This window comes from Lentihominibacter hominis (assembly GCF_014385065.1).
GTDB classification, from domain to species: domain Bacteria; phylum Bacillota; class Clostridia; order Peptostreptococcales; family Anaerovoracaceae; genus Lentihominibacter; species Lentihominibacter hominis.
Genome location: NZ_JACRTA010000003.1, coordinates 205,613 through 227,521 on the forward strand (window position 1 = coordinate 205,613; position 21,909 = coordinate 227,521).

At 38.2% G+C, this 21,909-nt stretch carries 16 protein-coding genes and 2 tRNA genes; all 18 read left to right on the plus strand.

Translation table 11 applies throughout. The annotated features are described in order from the left end of the window. Positions 1 to 12: 12 nt before the first annotated feature. Positions 13 to 1,917 (plus strand): molecular chaperone HtpG, encoded by a 1,905-nt coding sequence (gene htpG, locus H8692_RS09000; RefSeq protein ID WP_177268368.1) that lies wholly within the window; start codon positions 13 to 15, stop codon positions 1,915 to 1,917. A gap of 190 nt (positions 1,918 to 2,107) precedes the next feature. Continuing rightward, on the plus strand, positions 2,108 to 2,926 hold the full coding sequence (locus tag H8692_RS09005) for a formate/nitrite transporter family protein (protein ID WP_187525528.1): 819 nt from the start codon (positions 2,108 to 2,110) through the stop codon (positions 2,924 to 2,926). A gap of 36 nt (positions 2,927 to 2,962) precedes the next feature. Further along, a complete protein-coding gene (locus H8692_RS09010) occupies positions 2,963 to 3,937 on the plus strand; it encodes a P1 family peptidase (RefSeq protein ID WP_177268372.1) in 975 nt (324 codons plus the stop codon). An 11-nt stretch (positions 3,938 to 3,948) separates the two neighbouring features. Beyond that, positions 3,949 to 6,618, plus strand: coding sequence for a DNA polymerase I (polA, locus tag H8692_RS09015; protein WP_177268374.1), 2,670 nt, complete (start codon positions 3,949 to 3,951; stop codon positions 6,616 to 6,618). A 40-nt stretch (positions 6,619 to 6,658) separates the two neighbouring features. Then, positions 6,659 to 7,297 carry a dephospho-CoA kinase gene (coaE, locus tag H8692_RS09020; protein ID WP_177268376.1) on the plus strand — a complete coding sequence of 213 codons (639 nt, stop codon included), beginning with the start codon at positions 6,659 to 6,661 and terminating at the stop codon, positions 7,295 to 7,297. A gap of 339 nt (positions 7,298 to 7,636) precedes the next feature. After that, positions 7,637 to 7,855: a hypothetical protein gene (locus H8692_RS09025; RefSeq protein ID WP_177268378.1), complete on the plus strand. Its 219-nt coding sequence runs from the start codon at positions 7,637 to 7,639 to the stop codon at positions 7,853 to 7,855. Then, a tRNA-Leu gene (locus H8692_RS09030) sits at positions 7,838 to 7,920 on the plus strand. Before H8692_RS09025 ends, H8692_RS09030 begins: the two co-directional genes overlap by 18 nt. Positions 7,921 to 8,088: 168 nt before the next feature. Further along, the gene (locus H8692_RS09035; protein WP_187525529.1) at positions 8,089 to 8,508 is read left to right on the plus strand and encodes a cupin domain-containing protein; all 420 of its coding nucleotides are present in this window, start codon (positions 8,089 to 8,091) and stop codon (positions 8,506 to 8,508) included. Between the two features lie 20 nt (positions 8,509 to 8,528). After that, positions 8,529 to 9,494, plus strand: a complete 966-nt coding sequence (locus H8692_RS09040) for a helix-turn-helix domain-containing protein (RefSeq protein WP_187525530.1) — start codon at positions 8,529 to 8,531, stop codon at positions 9,492 to 9,494. Positions 9,495 to 9,801: 307 nt separating this feature from the next. Continuing rightward, positions 9,802 to 11,517, plus strand: a complete 1,716-nt coding sequence (locus H8692_RS09045) for an APC family permease (protein WP_187525531.1) — start codon at positions 9,802 to 9,804, stop codon at positions 11,515 to 11,517. A gap of 155 nt (positions 11,518 to 11,672) precedes the next feature. Then, positions 11,673 to 12,242 carry a DUF5684 domain-containing protein gene (locus H8692_RS09050; protein ID WP_177268384.1) on the plus strand — a complete coding sequence of 190 codons (570 nt, stop codon included), beginning with the start codon at positions 11,673 to 11,675 and terminating at the stop codon, positions 12,240 to 12,242. A 149-nt stretch (positions 12,243 to 12,391) separates the two neighbouring features. Further along, complete coding sequence (locus tag H8692_RS09055; RefSeq protein ID WP_177268386.1) at positions 12,392 to 13,687, plus strand: FAD-dependent oxidoreductase; 1,296 nt, start codon at positions 12,392 to 12,394, stop codon at positions 13,685 to 13,687. An 87-nt stretch (positions 13,688 to 13,774) separates the two neighbouring features. Then, positions 13,775 to 14,575, plus strand: coding sequence for a GH25 family lysozyme (locus H8692_RS09060; protein WP_177268388.1), 801 nt, complete (start codon positions 13,775 to 13,777; stop codon positions 14,573 to 14,575). 21 nt (positions 14,576 to 14,596) lie between these two features. Continuing rightward, entirely contained in the window at positions 14,597 to 18,262 is a 3,666-nt protein-coding gene (locus H8692_RS09065; RefSeq protein WP_187525532.1) for an efflux RND transporter permease subunit, read from the plus strand. Between the two features lie 20 nt (positions 18,263 to 18,282). Then, positions 18,283 to 18,369 (plus strand) — tRNA-Leu (locus H8692_RS09070). A 54-nt stretch (positions 18,370 to 18,423) separates the two neighbouring features. Further along, entirely contained in the window at positions 18,424 to 18,873 is a 450-nt protein-coding gene (yajC, locus tag H8692_RS09075) for a preprotein translocase subunit YajC (RefSeq protein WP_187525533.1), read from the plus strand. A 116-nt stretch (positions 18,874 to 18,989) separates the two neighbouring features. Beyond that, positions 18,990 to 19,355 (plus strand): TIGR04086 family membrane protein, encoded by a 366-nt coding sequence (locus H8692_RS09080; protein WP_177270321.1) that lies wholly within the window; start codon positions 18,990 to 18,992, stop codon positions 19,353 to 19,355. A 171-nt stretch (positions 19,356 to 19,526) separates the two neighbouring features. Then, the gene (secD, locus tag H8692_RS09085; protein WP_187525534.1) at positions 19,527 to 21,905 is read left to right on the plus strand and encodes a protein translocase subunit SecD; all 2,379 of its coding nucleotides are present in this window, start codon (positions 19,527 to 19,529) and stop codon (positions 21,903 to 21,905) included. The last annotated feature ends 4 nt before the right edge of the window (positions 21,906 to 21,909 follow it).

The window sequence follows — 21,909 nt, forward strand, 5'->3', positions numbered from 1 at the left end:
AAGGAGATCAATATGGCTAAAAAACAATTTAAAGCAGAGTCAAAAAGACTTTTGGATTTGATGATCAATTCGATCTACACTCATAAAGAAATATTTTTAAGAGAGCTTATCTCAAATGCCAGCGATGCGATAGATAAACTCTACTATCGCTGTCTGACAGAAGGAGATACAGGTATATCAAGAGATGAGTTCTGTATCAGACTGGAAGCTGACAGAGATACAAGGACATTGAAGATAACCGATAACGGTATGGGAATGACAAAAGATGAGCTGGAGAAAAATCTGGGAACCATTGCCAAGAGCGGTTCTTTGGATTTCAAAGAAGAAATAGAAAAGAAGGATGAAATCGATATAATAGGGCAGTTCGGAGTCGGATTTTATTCAGCGTTTATGGTAAGTGACAAAGTTAGTGTACTAAGTAAAGCCTATGGAGAAGATCAGGCATATTTGTGGGAATCATCCGGAGCTGACGGATACAGTATAACCGAAGCTGAGAAGGAAGGATGCGGTACTGAGATCACTCTGACTCTTAAGGAGGATACAGATGATGATAAATACAGTGAATATCTGGACACCTATAAAATAAAGAACCTTGTTACGAAGTATTCAGACTATATAAGATATCCAATACAGATGATGGTGGAAAAGAATCGTCTCAAGCCGGGCTGTGAGGATAAAAAGCCGGAAGAGCAGGAGTATGAGACATATAGTGAGCTTGAGACACTTAACAGTATGGTACCTCTGTGGAAAAAGAGCAAAAGTGAGATAAGTGACGAAGATTATAATAATTTCTATAAGGAAAAGTTTTTTGATTATACAGATCCGGCTAAAGTTATACACACAGATGTTGAAGGTATCGTAAGTTATACAGCATTATTGTTTATTCCCGGACAGGCTCCATTTAATTATTATACGAAAGATTTTGAGAAGGGGCTTCAGCTTTATTCTTCAGGAGTACTTATCATGGACAAGTGTGCGGATTTGCTTCCGGATCATTTTAGTTTTGTGAGAGGTCTTGTGGATTCTCAGGACCTGTCTTTAAATATTTCAAGGGAAATGCTTCAGCATGACAGGCAGCTTAAGGCTATAGCCCAGAGGCTTGAGAAGAAGATAAAAAGTGAACTTCTTTCTATGCAGAAGACAGACCGGGATAGATATGTAAAGTTTTTCAAGAACTTCGGCCTTCAGCTTAAATATGGACTTTATGACGGATTCGGGGCTCATAAGGATATGCTTAAAGACCTTGTGATGTTTTATTCTTCCACAGAGAAAGATTTGGTTACACTTTCTGAATATGTCAGCAGAATGAAGCATGAGCAGAAGAATATATATTATGCGTCGGGGGAAAATGTAGAGAAGATCGATAAACTTCCTCAGACGGAACTTCTCAAGGATAAAGGGTATGAGATATTATATCTTACAGACGACATAGACGAATTTGCTTTGCAGATGTTGCAGGAGTTTGATGAAAAGGAGTTTAAATCAGTATCAGCGGAAGATCTTGATATAGGAGAATCAAAAGAGGAAAAAGAGGAATCCGAGAAACAAGCAGAGGAGAGCAAAGACCTTCTCGAGTTTATGAAAGAGGCTTTGGAAGGAAAAGTTTCCGAAGTGAGACTTTCAGGAAGACTTAAGAGCCATCCTGTATGCCTGACTTCAAAGGGAGGTCTTTCCATAGAAATGGAAAAAGTTCTCAATTCAATGCCTACCGATGAAAAAGTACAGGCTCAGCGTGTACTTGAGATCAACGCAAAGCATCCTGTTATGGAAGCACTCAGAAGACAGTACGATACAGATAAAGAAAACGTGAAAAAATATGCATCGCTGCTTTATGATCAGGCTTTGATGATAGAAGGCCTTCCTGTAGAAGACCCTGTAGCTTTTTCGAATGCTGTATGTGAGCTTATGACAAAATAACTTGCAGCATGACTTAACGAACACATTGATTACATGGTTATTCATGGTATAATAAATACCTGGGCGGCATATATTGTCGTTCAGGTATTTTATTGTGCATGGGAATATCATATTGATATTTCCAAAATATAAACAGACATAGCCGTAAAAGGGTACGGTGTATTTTATTTATATAAAGGAGAGTTTAAAATTGCAGGCATTAACATCGATTGAAATTTTGGAAAAAATATCGGATTCCGCTGTTGCAAAAGCGCGCGGAAGCATAAAGCATTTTATTTTAGCTATACTGGCGGGAGCTTATATAGCTTTTGGAGCTCAGGCATCTGTGATGGCATCATTTAATCTGGTTTCCGATCCAGCTACCTTTGGTATCGGCAAATTGGTATCTGCTATGGTTTTTCCTGTGGGACTTATGATGGTAATGTTGTGTGGCGCAGAGTTGTTTACCGGCAATAATCTTATGATTATAGGAACGCTTGACAGAAAGATAAAGATGTCGGGTATGTTAAAAAACTGGATAGTTGTTTACATAGGTAATTTTGTCGGGGCTTTGTTGATTGCAGCTTTAGTCAATTATTCCGGACTTTTGGAGAGCGGAGGAGGGCTTCTTGGTGCCGTCACTGTTAAAACAGCTGTTTCAAAAGTCAGTCTTGATTTCGGTAAAGCCTTTGTTTTAGGTATAATGTGTAATTGGATGGTTTGTCTTGCTGTATGGATGGTAACAGGAGCATATACTACTATAAGTAAAATTTTTTCGATATTTTTCTGTATAGGTCTTTTTGTAGTTTCAGGATTCGAGCACAGTATCGCTAATATGTATTTTGTTCCGGCCGGTATAATAGCATCAGGAAATGATGCTTTTGTACAGCTTCTTGGCACAGACATATCAAATCTTAACATAGAAAATTTCCTGATGGGGAATCTTTTACCTGTTACATTGGGCAATATAGTAGGAGGCGGTATATTTGTAGGAGTTGTATACTGGCTAGTGGGCAGAAAGCTTAAATAAGAGTGCGGGTGTATTGTGTGAGGAGAAAAAATAAATATGAAAAAAATCAATATAGCGAATATAAAGGGATTCAGGATAGGCAACGCCCAGAATGAAAAAGCAGGAAGCGGATGCACTGTCATTATATGTGAAGACGGAGCTGTCGGAGGTGTTGATGTGAGAGGCGGAGGTCCTGCTACACGGGAGACGGATCTTCTCTCTCCTGTGAGTTCATGTGAGAAGATTTATGGTGTTCTTTTATCGGGAGGAAGTGCTTTTGGACTGAATTCTGCGGCAGGAGTTATGAGATATTTAGAGGAAAGAAATATAGGCTTTGATGTAGGTGAAGGATATGTTCCTATAGTTCCGGCAGCATGTCTTTACGATCTGTCAGCTGGAGATTTTTCTTTCAGACCGGATGCAGATATGGGTTATGAGGCTTGTGTAAACTCTGAGCTGAATAGTCCGCAGCAGGGTAATTACGGAGCTGGAACAGGGGCTACCGTAGGAAAATTTTTAGGCGCCGCAAGATCAATGAAAGGCGGACTCGGTATATATGCTGTACAGATAGGCAGGCTTAAAGTCGGAGCTGTAGTGGCTGTAAACTGTTTGGGAGATGTTTATGATGCTGATACAGGAAGGCAGATTGCAGGCCTTTTGGCAGAAGACGGCACAACGCTTGAGAGTACACGCAATATTATGTGGGATAATATTCAGCAGCCGAAAAATGTTTTTACAGAAAACACTACAATAGGATGTATTATAACAAACGGCAGACTTACGAAAGCTCAATGCTGTAAACTGGCTTCCATGAGTCATAACGGTTATTCGGCAGCTATAAAACCTGTTCATACATCGGCGGATGGCGATACAATATTTTATCTTTCAAAAGGAGAGGTAGAAGTTAATCCTGATGCGCTGGGTGATCTCAGCTCTTACATCATGTCGAAAGCTATAAATGAAGGTATCAGAAATGCAGTGTCAGCATATGGATTTGCGGCGGCTGCAGATCTGAAAGAACAGAGAGTATAATAGGTGAATATATGAAAAAGATAGCTATAATAGATGGTAACAGCCTGATAAACAGAGCATATTATGCCATGAGGAATCCTATGATAACAAAGGATGGAATATTTACTCAGGGTATATTCGGTTTTCTTAATATGCTGGACAAGATTAAACGTGATTATGAACCGGAATACATGGCTGTCGCATTTGATATGAAAGCTCCTACATTCAGACATAAGGAATATGAAGAATATAAAGCTGGAAGAAAAAAAATGCCACCTGAGCTTGCTATGCAGATACCTCTTTTAAAGGATATACTCAGAGCAATGAATATAAAGCAGCTGGAACTTGAAGGTTTTGAAGCGGATGATATCATCGGGACTATAGCTAAAAAAGCCGAGACAGAAGGATTGAATCCTTATATAATTACAGGAGATAAAGATGAGCTTCAGCTGGCTTCTGATGTTACTAAAGTAATAATAACGAGAAAAGGTGTTTCAGAGTTTGATATATATGACAGGGAAGCCATGATAGAAAAATATGGCTTTACACCTGAACAGTTCATAGATTTTAAAGGTCTTATGGGAGATCAGTCAGACAATATACCCGGCGTTCCGGGAGTAGGTGAAAAGACAGCAACTAAGCTGGTGATGGAGTTTGGGAGCATAGAGAATCTGCTGTCCAATACAGATAACATAAAACCAAAAGGTGTAAAGCAAAAAATAGAAGACAATGCTCAAATGGCTGTTATGAGCAAGAGACTGGCTACTATAAATACACAAGTGCCTATAGAGGTAAACTTTGAAGAATTTTTTATTGAAGAGCCGGATTATGATAAGCTTGTCGAACTGTACACCAAACTGGAGTTCAATAAATTTCTTAAAAAACTTAATATAGGAATAAGTAACAAGACATTTTCAGAGGAAAACGATTCTCATAATATGCCGGTAGACACCTCGGCATTTCAGCGAATTATAATAGACAGCGATGAATCATTGAATAAAATAACCTTCAGTGATAAAACTGTTATAAAGGTTTTCGGGGACTATAATCATACAGGTGATGTTTTCATAGAAGGCGTAGCTGCTGTAAATGGAGGAATATACTATTATTTTGATTATCAGAAACTTGAGAATTTCCCGGACTGGCTTTTACGGCAGGATGTGACATACTGGGGACATGGACTTAAACGTGATTATTTTATGTTAATGTGTGAAGGCGTGAAAAACTTTGATACAGGATTTGATACCATGATAGCCCAGTACGTATTGGATTCCGGAAGAAGCAATTACAGTCTGGCTGCCATATCAAATGAATATCTTCATATCACTGTAAAAGATGAGAAGAATTTTTTTAGTGACAATGGACAGGTTGATATGTTTTCTGATAATAAAAAAGCCTATGTGGATTATGGCTTTGATGTGTGTACAGCTGTCCTGAACCTCGCAGATATGCAGAAGGAAAGGCTTAAGCAGGAAGAACTAGATAATGTGTTTTACAATGTTGAGATCCCTCTCATTATAGTGATGGCTTCTATGGAATATGAGGGGTTTAAAGTCGACAAAAATGTTCTTCGGCAGTTTGGGCATGTGATGGCTGAGAAAATTGATGAGATATCGGCAAAAGTTTTTCAATTGGCAGGAGAGACTTTTAATTTGAATTCTCCTTTTCAGCTGGGTGATATATTGTTTGAAAAATTAGGCTTGCCTGCAGGAAAAAAGACAAAAAGAGGATATTCCACCAGTGCTGATATTCTTGAAAAAATAAAAGATAAGCATCCTATAGTACCTGCTGTGCTGGAATACAGGACTCTTTCGAAACTTAAAAGCACATATATAGAAGGACTTATTCCCCTCATCAGTGAAACTGACGGAAAAGTTCATGCGCATTTTAATCAGACAGTGACTACTACGGGGCGTATAAGTTGTACAGAGCCAAATCTTCAAAATATACCTATAAGACAGGAAATGGGAAGAAAGTTAAGGAAAGCTTTTATACCTGATTCAGATGACTGTGTTCTTGTAGGAGCTGACTATTCTCAGATTGAACTTAGGGTTCTTGCTCATATGTCCGCGGATCAGGCGCTGATAGAGGCTTTCAATAGAGGTGAGGACATACACAGAGCAACTGCAGCCAATGTTTTAGGAGTACCGGAAGAAGAGATAACTATTGAAGAAAGAAGCCGAGCAAAAGCTGTGAATTTTGGTGTGATTTATGGCATGAGCAGTTTTGGTCTTTCTACGGAGCTTAATATAACGAGAAAAGATGCAGAAGAATATATAAACACATATTTTAAAAAACATATGGCAGTAAAGGCATTTATGGACGGACAAGTAGAATTTTGCAGAGAAAAAGGTTATGTAACTACAATAATGGGAAGAAAGCGATATATAAAAGAAATAAAAGCTTCAGCCTATATGGTGAGACAAGTGGGGGAAAGACTTGCCATGAATACACCGATACAGGGAAGCGCAGCCGATATAATAAAGATAGCGATGATTAAAGTATATAATGCCATAAAAGAACGAAATCTAAAATCAAGTCTGATACTGCAGGTACATGATGAGCTTATAATCAATACCTACAAAGATGAGAAGGAAGAGATCGAGAAACTTCTTGTGGAAAACATGGAAGGAGCATATCAGATGGCGGTCAAATTAAAGGCTGATCTTAACGAGGGAAGCAGCTGGTATGAATTGAAGTAATATCGTACAGTGTTTTGTTTTACAGAAAAGAGATATTAAAATGATAAAAGTAATTGGTCTTACTGGCGGGATAGGTACAGGAAAATCTACCGCTGCAGAGTATTTAATACAAAAGGGATTTGCACATATAGACGCTGATGATATAAGCAGGAAACTTACAGAGAGCGGAAGCGATATGCTTCCAGTTCTTGATGAAATATTCGGGCCTGAAGGCGAGTTCGGCGACGGAAAAACCAGAATACTTGATGATAAAGGAAATCTTATTAGGAAAGCATTGGCGGCTGTAGTTTTTTCAGATATAAACAGAAAATCTCGTCTTGATGAGATAATGTTTTCCAGGATTATAGCAAGAATAGATGAAAAAATAGCGTGGTTTAAAAGACATCCTGCTGAAGCCGGCAAAGGTGTGCTTTTGGATGCGCCTCTGCTTTTCGAGGCTGGGCTTGACAGTAGATGTGATCTTGTTCTTGTTTTAGTGGCTGATATGGATGTGAGGCTGGCCAGAGTATGTTGCCGTGACAGTGCTACTCCTGAGGAAGTACGAGACAGGATAAAAAGTCAGATGAGTGATAATGAGAAAATAAAGAAAGCTGATGCAGTAATAGATAATTCTGAAGAGAGGGCTGATTTGTACGAGAGCCTTGATGAGTTTTTGAGAGAGTATTTTTCTGTATTTTAAATACATGAAAATACTTTATGAAATTTTCAAAAAATTCTTGCAAACTGTATTGAGCGGTGCTATAATAAATTCAAGAAAGGAGAAGTCAAACAAATTTTGATAAAAAGTTAGAGCAAGAGATGTAACTTGGAAGTTAGAATTTGTATGATGAAGAAAGAGGGTGAGTCCGCCAGAAATGTCAATTGAAGAACAAAGAAAATACCAGCCTGCAGAAATTTGAAACGCCATACTTTATAAAGTGATTATAAAGAGGGTAATGAGTAAAGCGGAAACTTTAATATAATCGAGAAGTAATAGCTGACATACAATCAAAAGATTGTGAAGGGATAAGAGAATATTTTGAACAAGTCAGAAGGGTATCGATTTAAAGATGAAAGCTTTGCAGAAAAGAATGTATTCAGACAGATGAGGCTGGTATTTTTATTGTCATATAAAATATTATTTTTTAAACCTTTAAAAAAAGTAAATTATTTTGTTGACAAAAGGAATAAAAATCTATACAATAGAGAAGCACTGTTAAGTAAAAACTTAATAATATATGCGGCCTTGGCGGAATAGGCAGACGCGCACGTTTGAGGGGCGTGTGGGAGACCGTACCGGTTCAAGTCCGGTAGGCCGCACCAAGTTCGACTCGGGATTTTTCGGAATTCCGAGTTTTTTGTACAAATATGTTTTAAAATCAGAATCATTCAGTTACTTTGCCTTGTAAAAAATTTTGATTATAGATATAATGATATTATATAAATTTATTATAAGAGAGCCGGCACGGTGTAAAAAGGAATGGGTGTATCATGATAGAACGAGAATTTATAAAATTTATATCGGGAACACCGATTGCCATCAGAACCTATAACATAGATAAATATGAGCCTCATTATCATGATGATTGTATTGAATTGTTATTCGTGTTGAACGGAGCTGTTAACATACGGGCCAACTATGACAGGTTCTATATGACAAAAAATGATTTTACGATAATAAACAGAGGTGATATTCACTATATAAGAGGTGACAAAGATAACATGGTAGTATCTCTGTATATAAATCTAAAAGCATTTGAGGAAAAATACGAATATGTAAGATATATTTATTTTCTGTGTGAGAGTTTTAATGCCAACAGTGTACAGAAAAAATATAATCCTGAGGTGAGGAAACTTTTTACTGATATAGTTTTAGAGACTGCAGAAGAAAAAAAGATATACATAAAATAAATGATAAAATATGGCAGCTTATGGATATTTTTATCAGCAAATACGATTTTGCTCATTATCATAATGGCAGAGAGATTCCTGATAATCAGCTTCAGAGATACTATAGAATAATAAAAGAAATAGAAACCAATTACGGAGAAAAGCTCGATCTTGATTATTTTGCTCAAAAAGAATTTGTAGGAAAAAATTATATTTCACAGTTTTGGAAAAAAATAACTAACATGAATCTCACGGATTATATAAATGCTATAAGAACTGAGAAATCTGAAAAAATGATGCTTACAGGTGAAAAAAGTGTCAATGAAGTATCTTTCAAATGTGGATTTTCTGATCCTAAATATATATATAAGGGGTTCAGAAAGTGGTATGAAAAGACACCGTCGCAGCATAAACGTGAATATAAGAGATATAAAGAAGAAGGAACCTCTGTAGATGAGTATGGCATTGGAGAATTTATAGTCAAATTCGGACATGACCTGGTTTATGCCGATATGGATGAAATAAAAGTTTCTCTTATACAAGGAGAAGGCGCTAAAGACAACTGGAAAAGAAAATATGAAGCCGAGGTAAGAAAATATTCGGGAAGCAGGATGAAGCAGGAACTTATAAAAGAAAGCCACCGTGAATCAGGAATACGTGAAGTATATCTTCCTCTTTTCGACAGATCTGTCACCGATGTTTCAGGAGAATATGTGACTTTTGATAAAAAGTTTATCGAAAAAGTCTTAGTAAAAGTTAAAGAACTGGCTCAGACACTTTTTATTGAGATGCGCTTTAGAGAAAGGGCTTCAGATGAATGGGAAAAAATAATAAGAGGTTTTTCCCAGATCGCAAAAGATATAGGATCGCCTGATCTTTTGTCTATGTGCAGATTTGTTGTGTGTTTGGATGAGTTTGGGGCCGATATAGAGGCGAAGGAATTTATCGATAGAATTTCTGATATAGTAAACAGAAAACATATCAAGATAGCGTTAAAGTTTGACTGAATATTATCACAAAACTGACAATTGACAAAAGTGGACAAAAATAGAGAAAAATTGACAAGGATATATTTTAACTTAAAAATCAAGAAAAAGTCCTTGTCTTTTTTGTTTGAAAAAATAGATAATTGAGCGATTGAAGATTAATTTTTTTTAAAATATTATTAAATCAATTTAAAACTATCATCATTTAAACACATTTAAGGACAGATAAATAAAATGTCGTAATATGTCACAAAAAAATAAAGTTTGACAAAATTACAGTTTATGATAAACTTGGGTGTGTTAAATAGTTGACAGGAGGTGTTTTTTTATGAGTCAACAAGAGCAAGTTCATGGTGTTGCCGGACTCAAAAAGCATGATATCAAGGTTTCAGGAATTGTATTCATGCTCTATTGTCTGGTGGCGGCAGGAGCCTTCGGAATCGAAGAGATGGTTCCGGAAGCAGGACCGGGAATGACTATTATCTTACTTTGTGTATTCCCGATAGTATGGGCGTACCCTATCAGTAATCTGGTAGCAGAATCAGGTTCGGTATTACCGTCAGAAGGCGGCGTATACGTTTGGGTAAAAGAAGCGTTCGGTGAGTTCTGGGGATTCCAGGCAGGATGGTGGGGAACAGTATCCACTTATATCACTAACGGCGTATATGTAGCGTTGGTTGCAGGTTACACAAGTCAGATGATACCTGGTATGTCTGAGGCCGGAGTACACGCAATAAAAATCGGAATGATATTGATCTTTACAGTTGTTAACTTGATGGGACTGAAAGAGGTAGGAAAAGTAAGTACTATTCTTTCCATCCTCATCGTTCTTGCGTTCGGACTGGTTGCAGTTGTAGGTTTTATCAACTGGCAGACAAACCCAATTGATCCTATAATGCCTGCTGATTACAGTATTATCGATGGTTTAGGCGGCGGTATCTGTATATGTGTATGGATGTACTGCGGATATGAATGTATCTCCAATATGGCAGGCGAAGTTAAGAATCCTCAGGTAATCCCTAAGGGACTTAAGATAGCTATGCCGCTGGTTGCGCTTACATATGTGCTTCCTACATTGGGTGGTCTTGCATCTCTTCCTGCAGGAAGCTGGGAAAACTGGTCTACAGAAGGCGGTTTCGGAACAGGAGTAGGTTATGCTTCAGTTCTTACAACACATCTCGGACAGGCATGGGGATATGTATTTCTGGTTATAGCAATCATCTCACAGTGTGCGATTTTCAATACATATCTTGCATCAGGTTCAAGAGGATTCTTCGTACTGGCTGATGATAATCTTGCTCCTAAGTTCCTGGTAAAGGTAAGCAAGAAGAAAGGTGTTCCTTATATAGGAATCTTATCACTGGCTATAGTTACTCTTATACTGGCACAGTCATCATTCACTACTCTGGTAAGTATGGAAGTAGTTTTCATGCTGGCTCTCTATATTATTCTTCCGATAGCTGTAATAAAGCTGAGAAAGAAGCTCCCTATAGAAGAAAGAAAAAAGAGAGGTCTGTTTGTAATGCCCGGAGGAAGTGCAGGTCTGATCTTCTATGCAGGCTTCCCTATGGTTATTGCAGTTATTGCGCTGCTGATAAACGGTACTGACTATTTGGCTGTAGGTCTTCTGGCTATTTGCTCAGGTCCGGTTGCATATCTGATCTTTAAAAAGATTTACGGTGGAGTTGGTAAGAAAGATCCTGAAAATTATCCACTGAACGGAGCTGGATTTGCAAAGGGTGATACTGTAAGAGTCGGTTTGTTTATGTTCCTTGCAGGACTGATGGCATTCCTCGGACAGTTCTGGCTCAGATGGTATGAGCAGGATTGGGGTCCTGATGATTATGATATGCTGGGAGAATCAATTTCCAAAGTACAAGATATTCTTTTATGGGCTGGTCTTGCGGCTATCGTAATAGGTGCTGTAATATTCTTTGTAGGAAAGAAGAAGGATGCTCCTATGCCTGAAAAACCGGTAGATATGGATGCTCTCATGAATAAGTATCTTAACGAAGAAAAACATGAATCCTTCTTTGAGGATTAATCTTCAATAATAATCTATATTAAAAGCAGTCATCTCGCATTTATTTTAGTGAGGTGATTGTTTTTTTGTACAGGGAGGGATGTTGAAAATACAGCTGCTGTACAGTATAATGAATAAATGATTGTTTTATTGTAATAGAAAATGGAGGAAGAAAAATGGATTACTATTACAGCTACAACAGCACATATGGGTATGAGAATCCGGCATTTATAGTTGGATATACGATTGGCATTCTTGTATTTGCTGCTATCGCTGTTATATCATGGTGGAGGATATTTTCCAAGGCCGGGGAAGCAGGATGGAAAGCTATAATACCTTTCTACAATATGTATACGGCGTATAAGCTGTTTTGGAAGAAAGCGATATTTTTTATCATGCTTGCTCTTGGAGTTGTCGGAGCTATAGGATATTTTATTATGATATTTGGGGTCGCAGCAATGTATATGTTCGGCGGCGGATCAGGAAATATGGCGGCATTTGCTATTGGCCTTATTTTGCTTTTAGGATGCAGCGTAGCAGCGCTTGTACTTCAGATAATATTTTATAATCGTATTTCAAAGGCATTTGGTCATGGCGCCGGCTTTACAGTAGGACTTGTATTGCTGAATTTCATCTTTTGGCTTATATTGGCTTTCGGATCATCCAGATATGTGACGGATGATCAGGTTCAAAATATGAATAATGAAAATGCAAATCAGTATACATATAGAAATCCTATGGAGTGATGACCTGAATAATAATCATTGTTAAATAAAAATGACAGATGATATATAGAAAATATTATCTGCCATTTTTTTTGCGATAATTATCTCTGATTTTGGTAAATAATAAAAGTATTATGTGATGAAATCGGATATCGAAGGAGGAGATGGCAATGAAGTATCTATGGGAAGAAACTGCAGATCGGAAAGTATCAGAATCTTTGATGGGTGATACAGAAACAGAGGTACTGATTATAGGAGGAGGAATATCAGGTATAATGTGTGCCTATATGCTTCAAAGTAATGGTATAGACTGTATGGTAGCAGAAGCTGCTACTGTCGGAAGTGGTACGTCAAGAGGAACAACTGCTGCACTTACTCCGCAGCATGGAGATATATACACAAAACTGACAAAGAAATATGGAAAAAATACGGCGAAGGGATATCTTGATGCTAACCTGGACGCCTTAAATCGGTATGAAAAGCTGGCCGGAGAGTTTGATTTTGATTTTTCTTATAAAGATTCGTACATTTATTCGTTAAATGATAAAAAGCGAATGAGACTTGAAGCTGCCATTGTAAGGGAACTGGGATTCCCTGCGGAATTCACTGACACTACCGAACTTCCTATGAAAGTTGCAGGTGCGGTGAGATTTCCAAAGATGGCACAGTTTCATCCTCTGAAACTTATTTTTTCTCTTTGTGAAAATTTAAATATATACGAAAATACACAGATAAAGAAGATAGATGAAGGCAAAGCATATTTTTCAAAGGGTTCTGTAAAAGCCAAGAAAATAGTGATAGCAACCAGATTTCCTTTTATGAATATGTACGGTTTATATCCTCTTAAATTATATCAGAAGCGTTCTTTTGTTTTGGCACTTGAAAATGCTCCTGATATTGGTGGCACCTATGCAGATATATCAGAGCGAGGTTTTTACATGAGAAATTATAAAGATCTTCTTATTGTCGGCGGAGGAGATCATAGAACCGGAACAAAAAACGATGGATTTGAAACTGTGAGAAACTTTGTAAGTGAGTATTTGCCTGAATGCAGTGAAAGGTATTCTTGGGCGGTTCAGGATTGCATAAGTCTTGATGATATGCCTTATATAGGAAATTACAGTAGAATGCTTAATAATATATATGTAATATCAGGTTTTAATGAGTGGGGTATGTCGTCTGCTATGGTGGCGGCTTCGATTATAAGCGATAAAATAATGGGCATTGATAACAAGTTTGAACATATTTTTTCTCCTGATAGAGGTATACTTGCGAGACAGACAGTTCTCAACGCTGTTGAGGCAGTAAAAAGTTTTCTGTCTCCGGGGAAAAAGCGATGTGCTCATCTGGGATGTGCTCTTAAAAAAAATATAGATGAAAATACATGGGACTGTCCATGTCATGGCTCTCGTTTTAGCATGGATGGAGAACTTTTGGAAAATCCAGCAGTTCGTGATATTAAATAATGTGAATACTGCGTGATGATTGATCTGCCTTTGTTGAAAATTTGAAAAAGTGCAGATATAATAAAGTATTATGTTGTACCAGTGATTATGATCGGAATAAGAATGACCCAAAGACACAGAAGAAGCAGAAGATACGGCAGCAGATCGCGCAATCAAAAAGTCATCAATAAGATATTTGTGATCGCAGCTATAATCATAGTTGCGATCATAGTTTTATTTGTGCGTAATTTGTATTTTTTTATTACAGAAAGAGATGTAACCGATGAGAACCGTTATCCGGTGAAAGGGGTGGACGTATCTTCGTATCAGCTTGAAATTGACTGGAAAGGACTTGAAGATGAAGGCTTTAAATTTGCTTTTGTAAAAGCTACGGAAGGAAGCAGTCATGTAGATGAGAGGTTTGAGTACAATTGGAATGAAGCTAATAAAACAGATATGAAGATAGGAGCATATCATTTTCTGAGCTATGATACGAACGGGGAGGCTCAGGCAAAAAATTATATTGATACTGTCAATAAAAAATTAGGTATGCTTCCACCTGTGGTAGATGTAGAATTTTATGGAGAATATCAGGAAAAGCATCCTGCAAAAAATACAGTGAGAGAAGTGCTTACTACAGTTTTGGATGAACTGGAGGATCATTATCATAAAAAGCCTATCATATACACTAATTCATACATATATGATGAATATATTTCAGGTATATATGAAGATTATGACATATGGATAAGCGCTCATGATATACCTGAAACTTTAAGTGACGGGAAGAAATGGTCTTTTTGTCAGTATACGTTTTATGGTAAATCAGAAAATGTGGCTGCAGGAGAAAAATATGTAGATATGAATGTGTTCAATGGAAGTTCTTGGGATTTCAGAAAATATGACTGAAAGTAAAGAGGAGGAAGTGTAATGCTGTCTAAATTCAGCGTAAAACGGCCGTTTACCGTATTGGTTGCCGTAGTAATTGTTATTGTGTTCGGGGTGATATCTTTTATGAAGATGACACCGGACCTTTTCCCTAATATAAACACCCCTTATGTGATGGTGATGACTGCATATCCGGGAGCAAGTCCCGAGGAGGCAGAAACGGAGATCACAGAGCCTATGGAGCAGCAGATGGCAACTCTTACCAATATAAAGAATGTGACATCGGTTTCGGCAGCCAATTATTCTATGATACAGATGGAGTTTTCTGACGATGTAAATATGGATGCTATTTCTGTTGATATCAGGGACAAGATAAGCCAAATAGAAGGAAATATGCCTGAAACTGCAGGAACCCCGGTAGTTATGAAAATAAATCCGGATATGATTCCGATAGTAACGTCTGCAGTGGGCATGAAAGGAAAATCTGCGGGAGAAGTATCGCAGTTCACTAAAGAAAATCTGGAAAATCAGCTTTCCGGAGTAGAAGGCGTAGCGTCAGTTTCTGCTATGGGTATGATTTCCGATAATATACAGATAGTACTTTCTCAGAAAAAAATAGATGAAATTAATGATAAAATATCTTCAGCTATAAGCAGTCAGTTGGGAGAGGCAAAAGAACAGATAAACAGCGGAATAAGTGCAGCAAACAGTGGAAAAGAACAGATAGCTTCAGGGAAAATTGCCGTAATTGAGGGGCAGAAGCAGGCATCGCAGCAGATCGCTGCAACAAGATCTCAGCTTAAAAGCGGACGTGAGAAACTTGTCGAGCTTAAAAAACAAGGACCGACACTTAAGGCATTGCTTAAACAGTATGATGAGGCCATAGCTTCCAATAATCCTGTTGCAATAAAAGCTGCTGAACAGGCTATTGCACTTTTGGGAATGGATGTGGATACTCTCAGAAAATCTGTCGAGCAGTTAGATACTATAGATCAGCAGATAGCTGCAGTTGATACTGCATTAAGAGATCTCGATGCTCAGGGGGCTACTGCTACATTTACGCTGGGGAATAAGTATTCTGATCTGTCAGCCGCAGAAAGCACTATAGATGCGACAGTAAATCAACTTCAGAGTGCTCTTGCAGAACTTCAAAGCTCAGAGGAAGCCGCTCTTGCCAGTGCTGATATGACAGGTGTGCTGACAATGAACAACATATCAGCTATTTTAAATGCTCAGAATTTTTCTATGCCTGCAGGATATATAACTGACGGAGAAGCAGAAATTTTGGTAAGTGTAGGCAATAAGATAAAGGACAAAGAAGAACTGAATAATCTTGTTCTGCTTGATATGGGGATAGATGGAGTAGACCCCATAAGATTATCTGATATAGGCACTGTTACATATACTAATCAGGCAGAGGATACATATGCAAAAATAAATGGGCAAAACGGAGTACTTTTGAGTTTTACCAAGCAGTCGAGTTATCCCACAGCTGAAGTTTCGGAAAATATTACAGACAAGTTTTCACAGCTTGAGAAACAGTATGATGAACTGGAATTTACTATGCTTTCAGATCAGGGAGAGTATATAAATATTGTTGTAGATTCTGTTCTTCAGAATCTGCTTATGGGGGCTGTACTTGCTATATTGATATTGCTGTTTTTCCTCAGAGATATCAGACCTACGCTGATAACAGCGGTCAGTATACCAATAAGTGTCGTTTTTGCTATAGTATTGATGTATTTTTCAGGGGTTACACTGAATATGATATCATTGTCCGGCCTTGCTATAGGAGTAGGTATGCTTGTGGATAATTCTATAGTAGTGGTTGAAAATATATATAGGCTCAGAGCTTTAGGATACAGTAGGATAAAGTCTGCAGTTTCCGGAGCGGTTCAGGTTGCGGGAGCTATTACATCATCTACTCTTACTACGATATGTGTTTTTGTTCCTATAATATTTGTAGACGGAATGACTAAGGATTTGTTCACTGACTTGGCACTTACAGTGGCCTATTCCCTTATAGCCAGCCTTATAATTGCATTGACTCTGGTTCCGGCGATGGCTAAGGGAATGCTGGGAAAAGACACGAAAAAATCTATTCTCAGTCAAGACGGCAAGACCATAAGTAATTATAAGAAGATAGCCTCGTGGAGTCTGAGTCATAAAAAAACTTTGATTATAGCATCAGTGGCTATATTAGTTGTATCTACAGGGTTAGCTCTTGCAAGAGGATTTTCTTTTATGCCTTCCATGAGTACTTCTCAAATATCTGCAACGATACAGATGCCGGAGGAAAGTTCGCTTGAAGAAACTTCGGAGACTACGGATGCGATATCTGAAGAAATTAAGAAAGTAGATGGTGTAAAGACGGTAGGCGCTATGCTTTCCAGTGATGCTATGGGAATGTTCGGTATGTCTTCTGGTCAGCAGGATGTGACATCTACTATGCTATACATTATATTGGATGAAAATAAAACAGAAAACGGAAGCCTTATAGACAAAAAATTAGAAAAAATGGCAGAAAAATATGGTTGTGAGATTGTTTCATCATCAGGAACGGATATGACATCTATGATGGGAGGATCAGGTGTGTCTCTGAATCTTTACAGTGGTGATCTTGAAATTTTAAGAAAAACAGGTTCATCTATAGAGGATGCTTTGAGAGATATGAAACAGCTTGAAGAAATTTCTGATGTAGATGAGGACAGTACAGAGGAAATGAAAATAGTAGTGGATAAGAATCTGGCTATGAAAGAAGGGTTAACTACAGCACAGGTATATCAGCAGGTTTCTTCTAAACTTACAAAGGAAGCGACAGCTACTTCAATTAAGCAGTCTGATAAATCGGTAGATGTTATAGTTGAGAATACTGTCTCAGAGAATATTGATAAGGATGACCTTATGAATATGAAACTTTCTGCCGATAAAAAAGACGGGACTAAATCAGAGATAACATTATCGTCCATAGCTTCTGTAGAAACAGGGAAGTCCATGAATTCCATAAATCATGATAATCAGAAAAGAAGTCTTAAGGTTACGGCGGCAGTGAAAGAAGGATATAACGTAACACATGTGACTGATGAAGTGAAAAAGATGATTCAAAAGGAAAAACTTGTGCCTGAAAACGTCAAGATAGAATACGGCGGTGAAAATGAAGAGATCGTGGATGCCATGAAGCAGATGCTGCTGATGCTTGTAGTGGGACTCGTTCTGGTCTATCTTATTATGGTGGCGCAGTTTCAATCACTGCGATCTCCATTTATCGTGATATTTACTATTCCGCTGGCTTTTACGGGAGGAATGCTGGCACTGCTTGTATGCGGTCAAGATGTTAGTGTGGTCTCTATGATGGGTTTTGTTATGCTGATGGGCGTTGTGGTAAATAATGCTATAGTGTTGGTTGACTGTATAAACAAATTCCGCATGGAAGGAATGGAAATGGATGAAGCTATCATAAATGCCGGGGCTGTAAGAATGCGTCCTGTACTGATGACTGCCATAACTACTATACTGGGGCTTTTGCCTCTTGCCATAGGAATAGGTACAGGAGCGGAAATGATACAGCCTGTAGCTATTGTCTGCATAGGAGGGCTGCTTTATGCAACTCTTATGACTTTAGTTATAATTCCGATCATGTACAAGATTTTTGCCAAGAAACATATTGAAAAAATTAAAGAGGAAGACCTTGAAATACTGTCAGTATAATGATATAATCAATATGCTGTGCCGGCGTGATGGAATTGGCAGACGTGCGGGACTCAAAATCCCGTGGTGGCAACACCGTATGGGTTCGACCCCCATCGCCGGCACCATTATCTTCGGATAAAAATAAATTATAGAACACACTCAAACAGGAGGAGCGTTAAATGAACGGAACTTTGACGATGTTATTGCCATTAGTCATTTTGCTGGCCGTAATGTATTTTTTACTTATCAGACCACAGAAGAAGAGAGAAAAAGAAATCAATGCTATGAGAAGAGGTATCCAGGTAGGAGATGAGATCATAACTATCGGAGGTATCTGCGGAAAGATTGTCAAGACAAAAGAAGAATCTCTCGTCATACAGGTGGGAGCAGATAAAGTGAAATTCGAAATCATGAGATGGGCAGTTTCAAAAGTAGTTGAGGAAAGCAAGAGACCTGCGGCGAAGGCTAAGGAAGAGGTTGAAGAGATCGAAGAAACCGAAGAAGTAAAGCCTGCTAAACCAAAGAGAATGAAAAAAGCAGCTCCTGCTCAAGAAGAAACAATCGAAGCGGAAGCAACTGAAGAAGTTGGAGAAACAGAAGAATCTGCTGAAGCAACTGAAGAAAAATAAACAGAAATTTTAAGAGAGGGAGACCTCTCTTTTTTCGTGGTCAATAAATCTGTTCGCCCTGTGTGTTTTCATAATTAGCTGATGAGTGCAATATAATAAATTATCGGAGGTGAATTATGGAAATATTAAGAAGAACATTAAAAGCTTATATGTTAACATTATGTATCTTTGTGATACTCACATTTGTTCTTGCGGCAATCATCAATTTTACAGGATTCAGGGAGAGCTGGACGTTCGCAGCTTTGTTGGTGGCTTTATCTGTGTCATGTACGTTTATTGGTGTAATGGAAGGCAATATCGTAGGGAAAAAGGGGCTTCTTGTGGGAGCAGCTTCTTCGGCTGTTTTGATTCTTATAATACTTTTGGCGGTGGGAGGAGTTTTCGCAGGAGTCTTTGGAATGCACAGTTTCAATATTTTTTATATTATTCCGGTTATCATAGGCGCTGTCGGAGGAGTTTTCGGTGCAAATCTTGCTAAATAAAAAAGCAGACCTTACCTGCGGTTAGTTCATATAACAGAGTAATATTTTCGGCATGATGAAAAATCAGTGGATTTTCCTTGTTTACAAGCACAAAAAGTAGTAAACTAATAAAAGTATGATTAAATGGATTTTTTGTCGTCTGTTTAAAATAAATCATAGCCGGAGGATCAGATGAACTATAAGTTAAAAAGAGTTTTAGCAGTATTGTTTGTTGTCATAATAGCCGTGGGATGGTATCTTACTATCTTCGGAGCGGGACCTATAGATCCCATAAAGGACAGAATAAAACTGGGCCTTGATATTAAGGGCGGGGTTTATGTAGTAATGGAAGCAGATACGGATCTTAAAGGTGATGATCTTCGGGAGGCAATGGAACAGACACAAAGTGTCATTGAGGAGAGGGTCAATCAGATGGGGCTGGCCGAGCCGGTCGTTACTATAGAGGGAGAGAAGCGAATAAGGGTGGAACTGCCGGGAGCAGATGATGCCCAGCAGGCCATAGAACAGATAGGAAAAACTGCGCAGCTTCAGTTTGCTCTTGCTGATGGAACGATAGTTTTAGATGGAGGCAATGTTAAAGATGCATCTATTGCTACAGATAGTGAAAAAGCAGGGTATGCTGTTTCTCTTGAATTTGACAGTGAAGGAGCGGATCTTTTTTATCAGGCAACGACCAAAGCATATAACGGAACTGTGACATCTTCTGTAGAAGGGGTTTCCAATAAATCTATAATGATAATACTTGACGGACAGATTATCTCGTATCCGGAAGTAAATGAGCCTATAAGTGGAGGAAAATGCAGTATTACAGGCAATTTTTCTCAGGAAGAAGCTTCTAATCTGGCCGCTTTGATAAGAGGCGGAGCGCTGCCTTTGGAGTTACATGAAGTTAATTCTTCTGTTCAGTCGGCAAAGATAGGATATGATGCTCTTGAAATGAGTGTTTACGCAGGACTTATAGGTCTTGCCATAATATTGATACTCATGCTTGTAGCATACAGAGGAATGGGGCTTGCGGCTGATCTTGCGTTACTGTTTTATGTGGTGATAGTACTGAATGTAATGGCATTTATGGGAAGTGTACTGACATTGCCGGGTATTGCAGGTATTATCTTATCAGTAGGAATGGCAGTGGATGCCAATGTTGTTATCTTCTCAAGAATAAGAGAGGAGATTGAATCGGGGAAGACGGTAAGATCTGCTGTGCAGATTGGATTTAAGCGTGCCATGAGTACTGTTATAGATTCTCAGGTAACTACTCTTATTGCGGCTGTTATCTTATATGAAATAGGAACGAGTTCGGTAAAAGGTTTCGCATGGACCTTCATGATAGGTATTGTTGTAAGTATCTTTACAGCAGTAGTTGTCACTCATTTATACGTAAGCATTATGTCTGAAGGCAAGAGAACAGGACGCAAAGGTTTTTTTGGGATAAAGAAAAACAACAAGGCCACTTTCTCTATAAACAGAGACCTTCATTTTATAAAATACAGAAAAATATATTACGGAATATCTGTGGCTATTATGGTGGTGGGCCTTGTATGCGGCGTAGTCAGAGGATTGAACTATGGCATTGATTTTACCGGTGGAACGATGATTCAGATGGATATGGGGAAAGAAATATCGATTTCCGATGTTGAAAAAGCCATAAAAGAATATGATCTGGAGCCGGAAATAATATATTCGGGAGAAAACAATGACCAGATAGTCATCAGGACTATAGAGTCTCTTGATACTGATGAGAGAGCTGAAGTTATAGGAACTATAAACGATACTTTCGGTACGACGCAGGAAGACGTGGTAGCGGAAGAACTTTTTGGTCCGTCAGTGGGAAAAGAACTCAGAAATAATGCTGTTTTGGCAACAGTTCTGGCCGCTGTGTGTATGCTGATTTATATAAGATTCAGATTTTCACAGTGGAAATTCGGCGGTGCGGCGCTTCTTGGAGTGCTTCATGATGTACTGATAGTCATAGCATTTTATGCCATATTTAATATCACTATCAATAATCCTTTCATTGCGGGTATACTTACAGTAGTGGGATATTCTATAAATGACACTATCGTGGTATTCGACAGAATACGTGAGAATATAAAATATATGAAGAAAGGAAGCACAGAACAGCTCGTTGATAGGAGTATAACTCAGACTTTGGGCCGTTCCATGATGACTTCGGCAACTACATTGATAGTTATGATACCTTTGCTTATTATGGCAGGAGATGCTATAAGAGAGTTTGTTATACCTTTGATGGTGGGCATTATTGCCGGAGCATATTCCTCCATAGGAACCTGCAGTCCTCTTTATTATGAGTTTTCGAGACCGGGAAGAATGTCCAAATATGAAAAACATGTAAAAGCAAATCAGAAAAAGAAAAGAAAGGAAGAAAAATTCCAGGAAGTGAAAGCACTGGAAGAAAAACATGATCCGGAACCGGAAGTTGAGGCAGGAAGACCTTTAAACGAAAAGGAAAATAATGCTGTCGATAAAAATAAGCCTAAAACAAATGAAAAAAGATCAAAACGTTATGTAAAAGGAAATAAAAAGTAAAGGG

What these genes read in the sequence shown, in the direction of transcription:
- htpG (WP_177268368.1), top strand. Translation starts at nt 13, where the DNA reads ATGGCTAAAAAACAATTTAAAGCAGAGTCAAAAAGACTTTTGGATTTG.
- H8692_RS09010 (WP_177268372.1), top strand. Translation starts at nt 2,963, where the DNA reads ATGAAAAAAATCAATATAGCGAATATAAAGGGATTCAGGATAGGCAAC.
- polA (WP_177268374.1), top strand. Translation starts at nt 3,949, where the DNA reads ATGAAAAAGATAGCTATAATAGATGGTAACAGCCTGATAAACAGAGCA.
- coaE (WP_177268376.1), top strand. Translation starts at nt 6,659, where the DNA reads ATGATAAAAGTAATTGGTCTTACTGGCGGGATAGGTACAGGAAAATCT.
- H8692_RS09035 (WP_187525529.1), top strand. Translation starts at nt 8,089, where the DNA reads ATGATAGAACGAGAATTTATAAAATTTATATCGGGAACACCGATTGCC.
- H8692_RS09040 (WP_187525530.1), top strand. Translation starts at nt 8,529, where the DNA reads ATGGATATTTTTATCAGCAAATACGATTTTGCTCATTATCATAATGGC.
- H8692_RS09045 (WP_187525531.1), top strand. Translation starts at nt 9,802, where the DNA reads ATGAGTCAACAAGAGCAAGTTCATGGTGTTGCCGGACTCAAAAAGCAT.
- H8692_RS09050 (WP_177268384.1), top strand. Translation starts at nt 11,673, where the DNA reads ATGGATTACTATTACAGCTACAACAGCACATATGGGTATGAGAATCCG.
- H8692_RS09055 (WP_177268386.1), top strand. Translation starts at nt 12,392, where the DNA reads ATGAAGTATCTATGGGAAGAAACTGCAGATCGGAAAGTATCAGAATCT.
- H8692_RS09060 (WP_177268388.1), top strand. Translation starts at nt 13,775, where the DNA reads ATGATCGGAATAAGAATGACCCAAAGACACAGAAGAAGCAGAAGATAC.
- H8692_RS09065 (WP_187525532.1), top strand. Translation starts at nt 14,597, where the DNA reads ATGCTGTCTAAATTCAGCGTAAAACGGCCGTTTACCGTATTGGTTGCC.
- yajC (WP_187525533.1), top strand. Translation starts at nt 18,424, where the DNA reads ATGAACGGAACTTTGACGATGTTATTGCCATTAGTCATTTTGCTGGCC.
- H8692_RS09080 (WP_177270321.1), top strand. Translation starts at nt 18,990, where the DNA reads ATGGAAATATTAAGAAGAACATTAAAAGCTTATATGTTAACATTATGT.
- secD (WP_187525534.1), top strand. Translation starts at nt 19,527, where the DNA reads ATGAACTATAAGTTAAAAAGAGTTTTAGCAGTATTGTTTGTTGTCATA.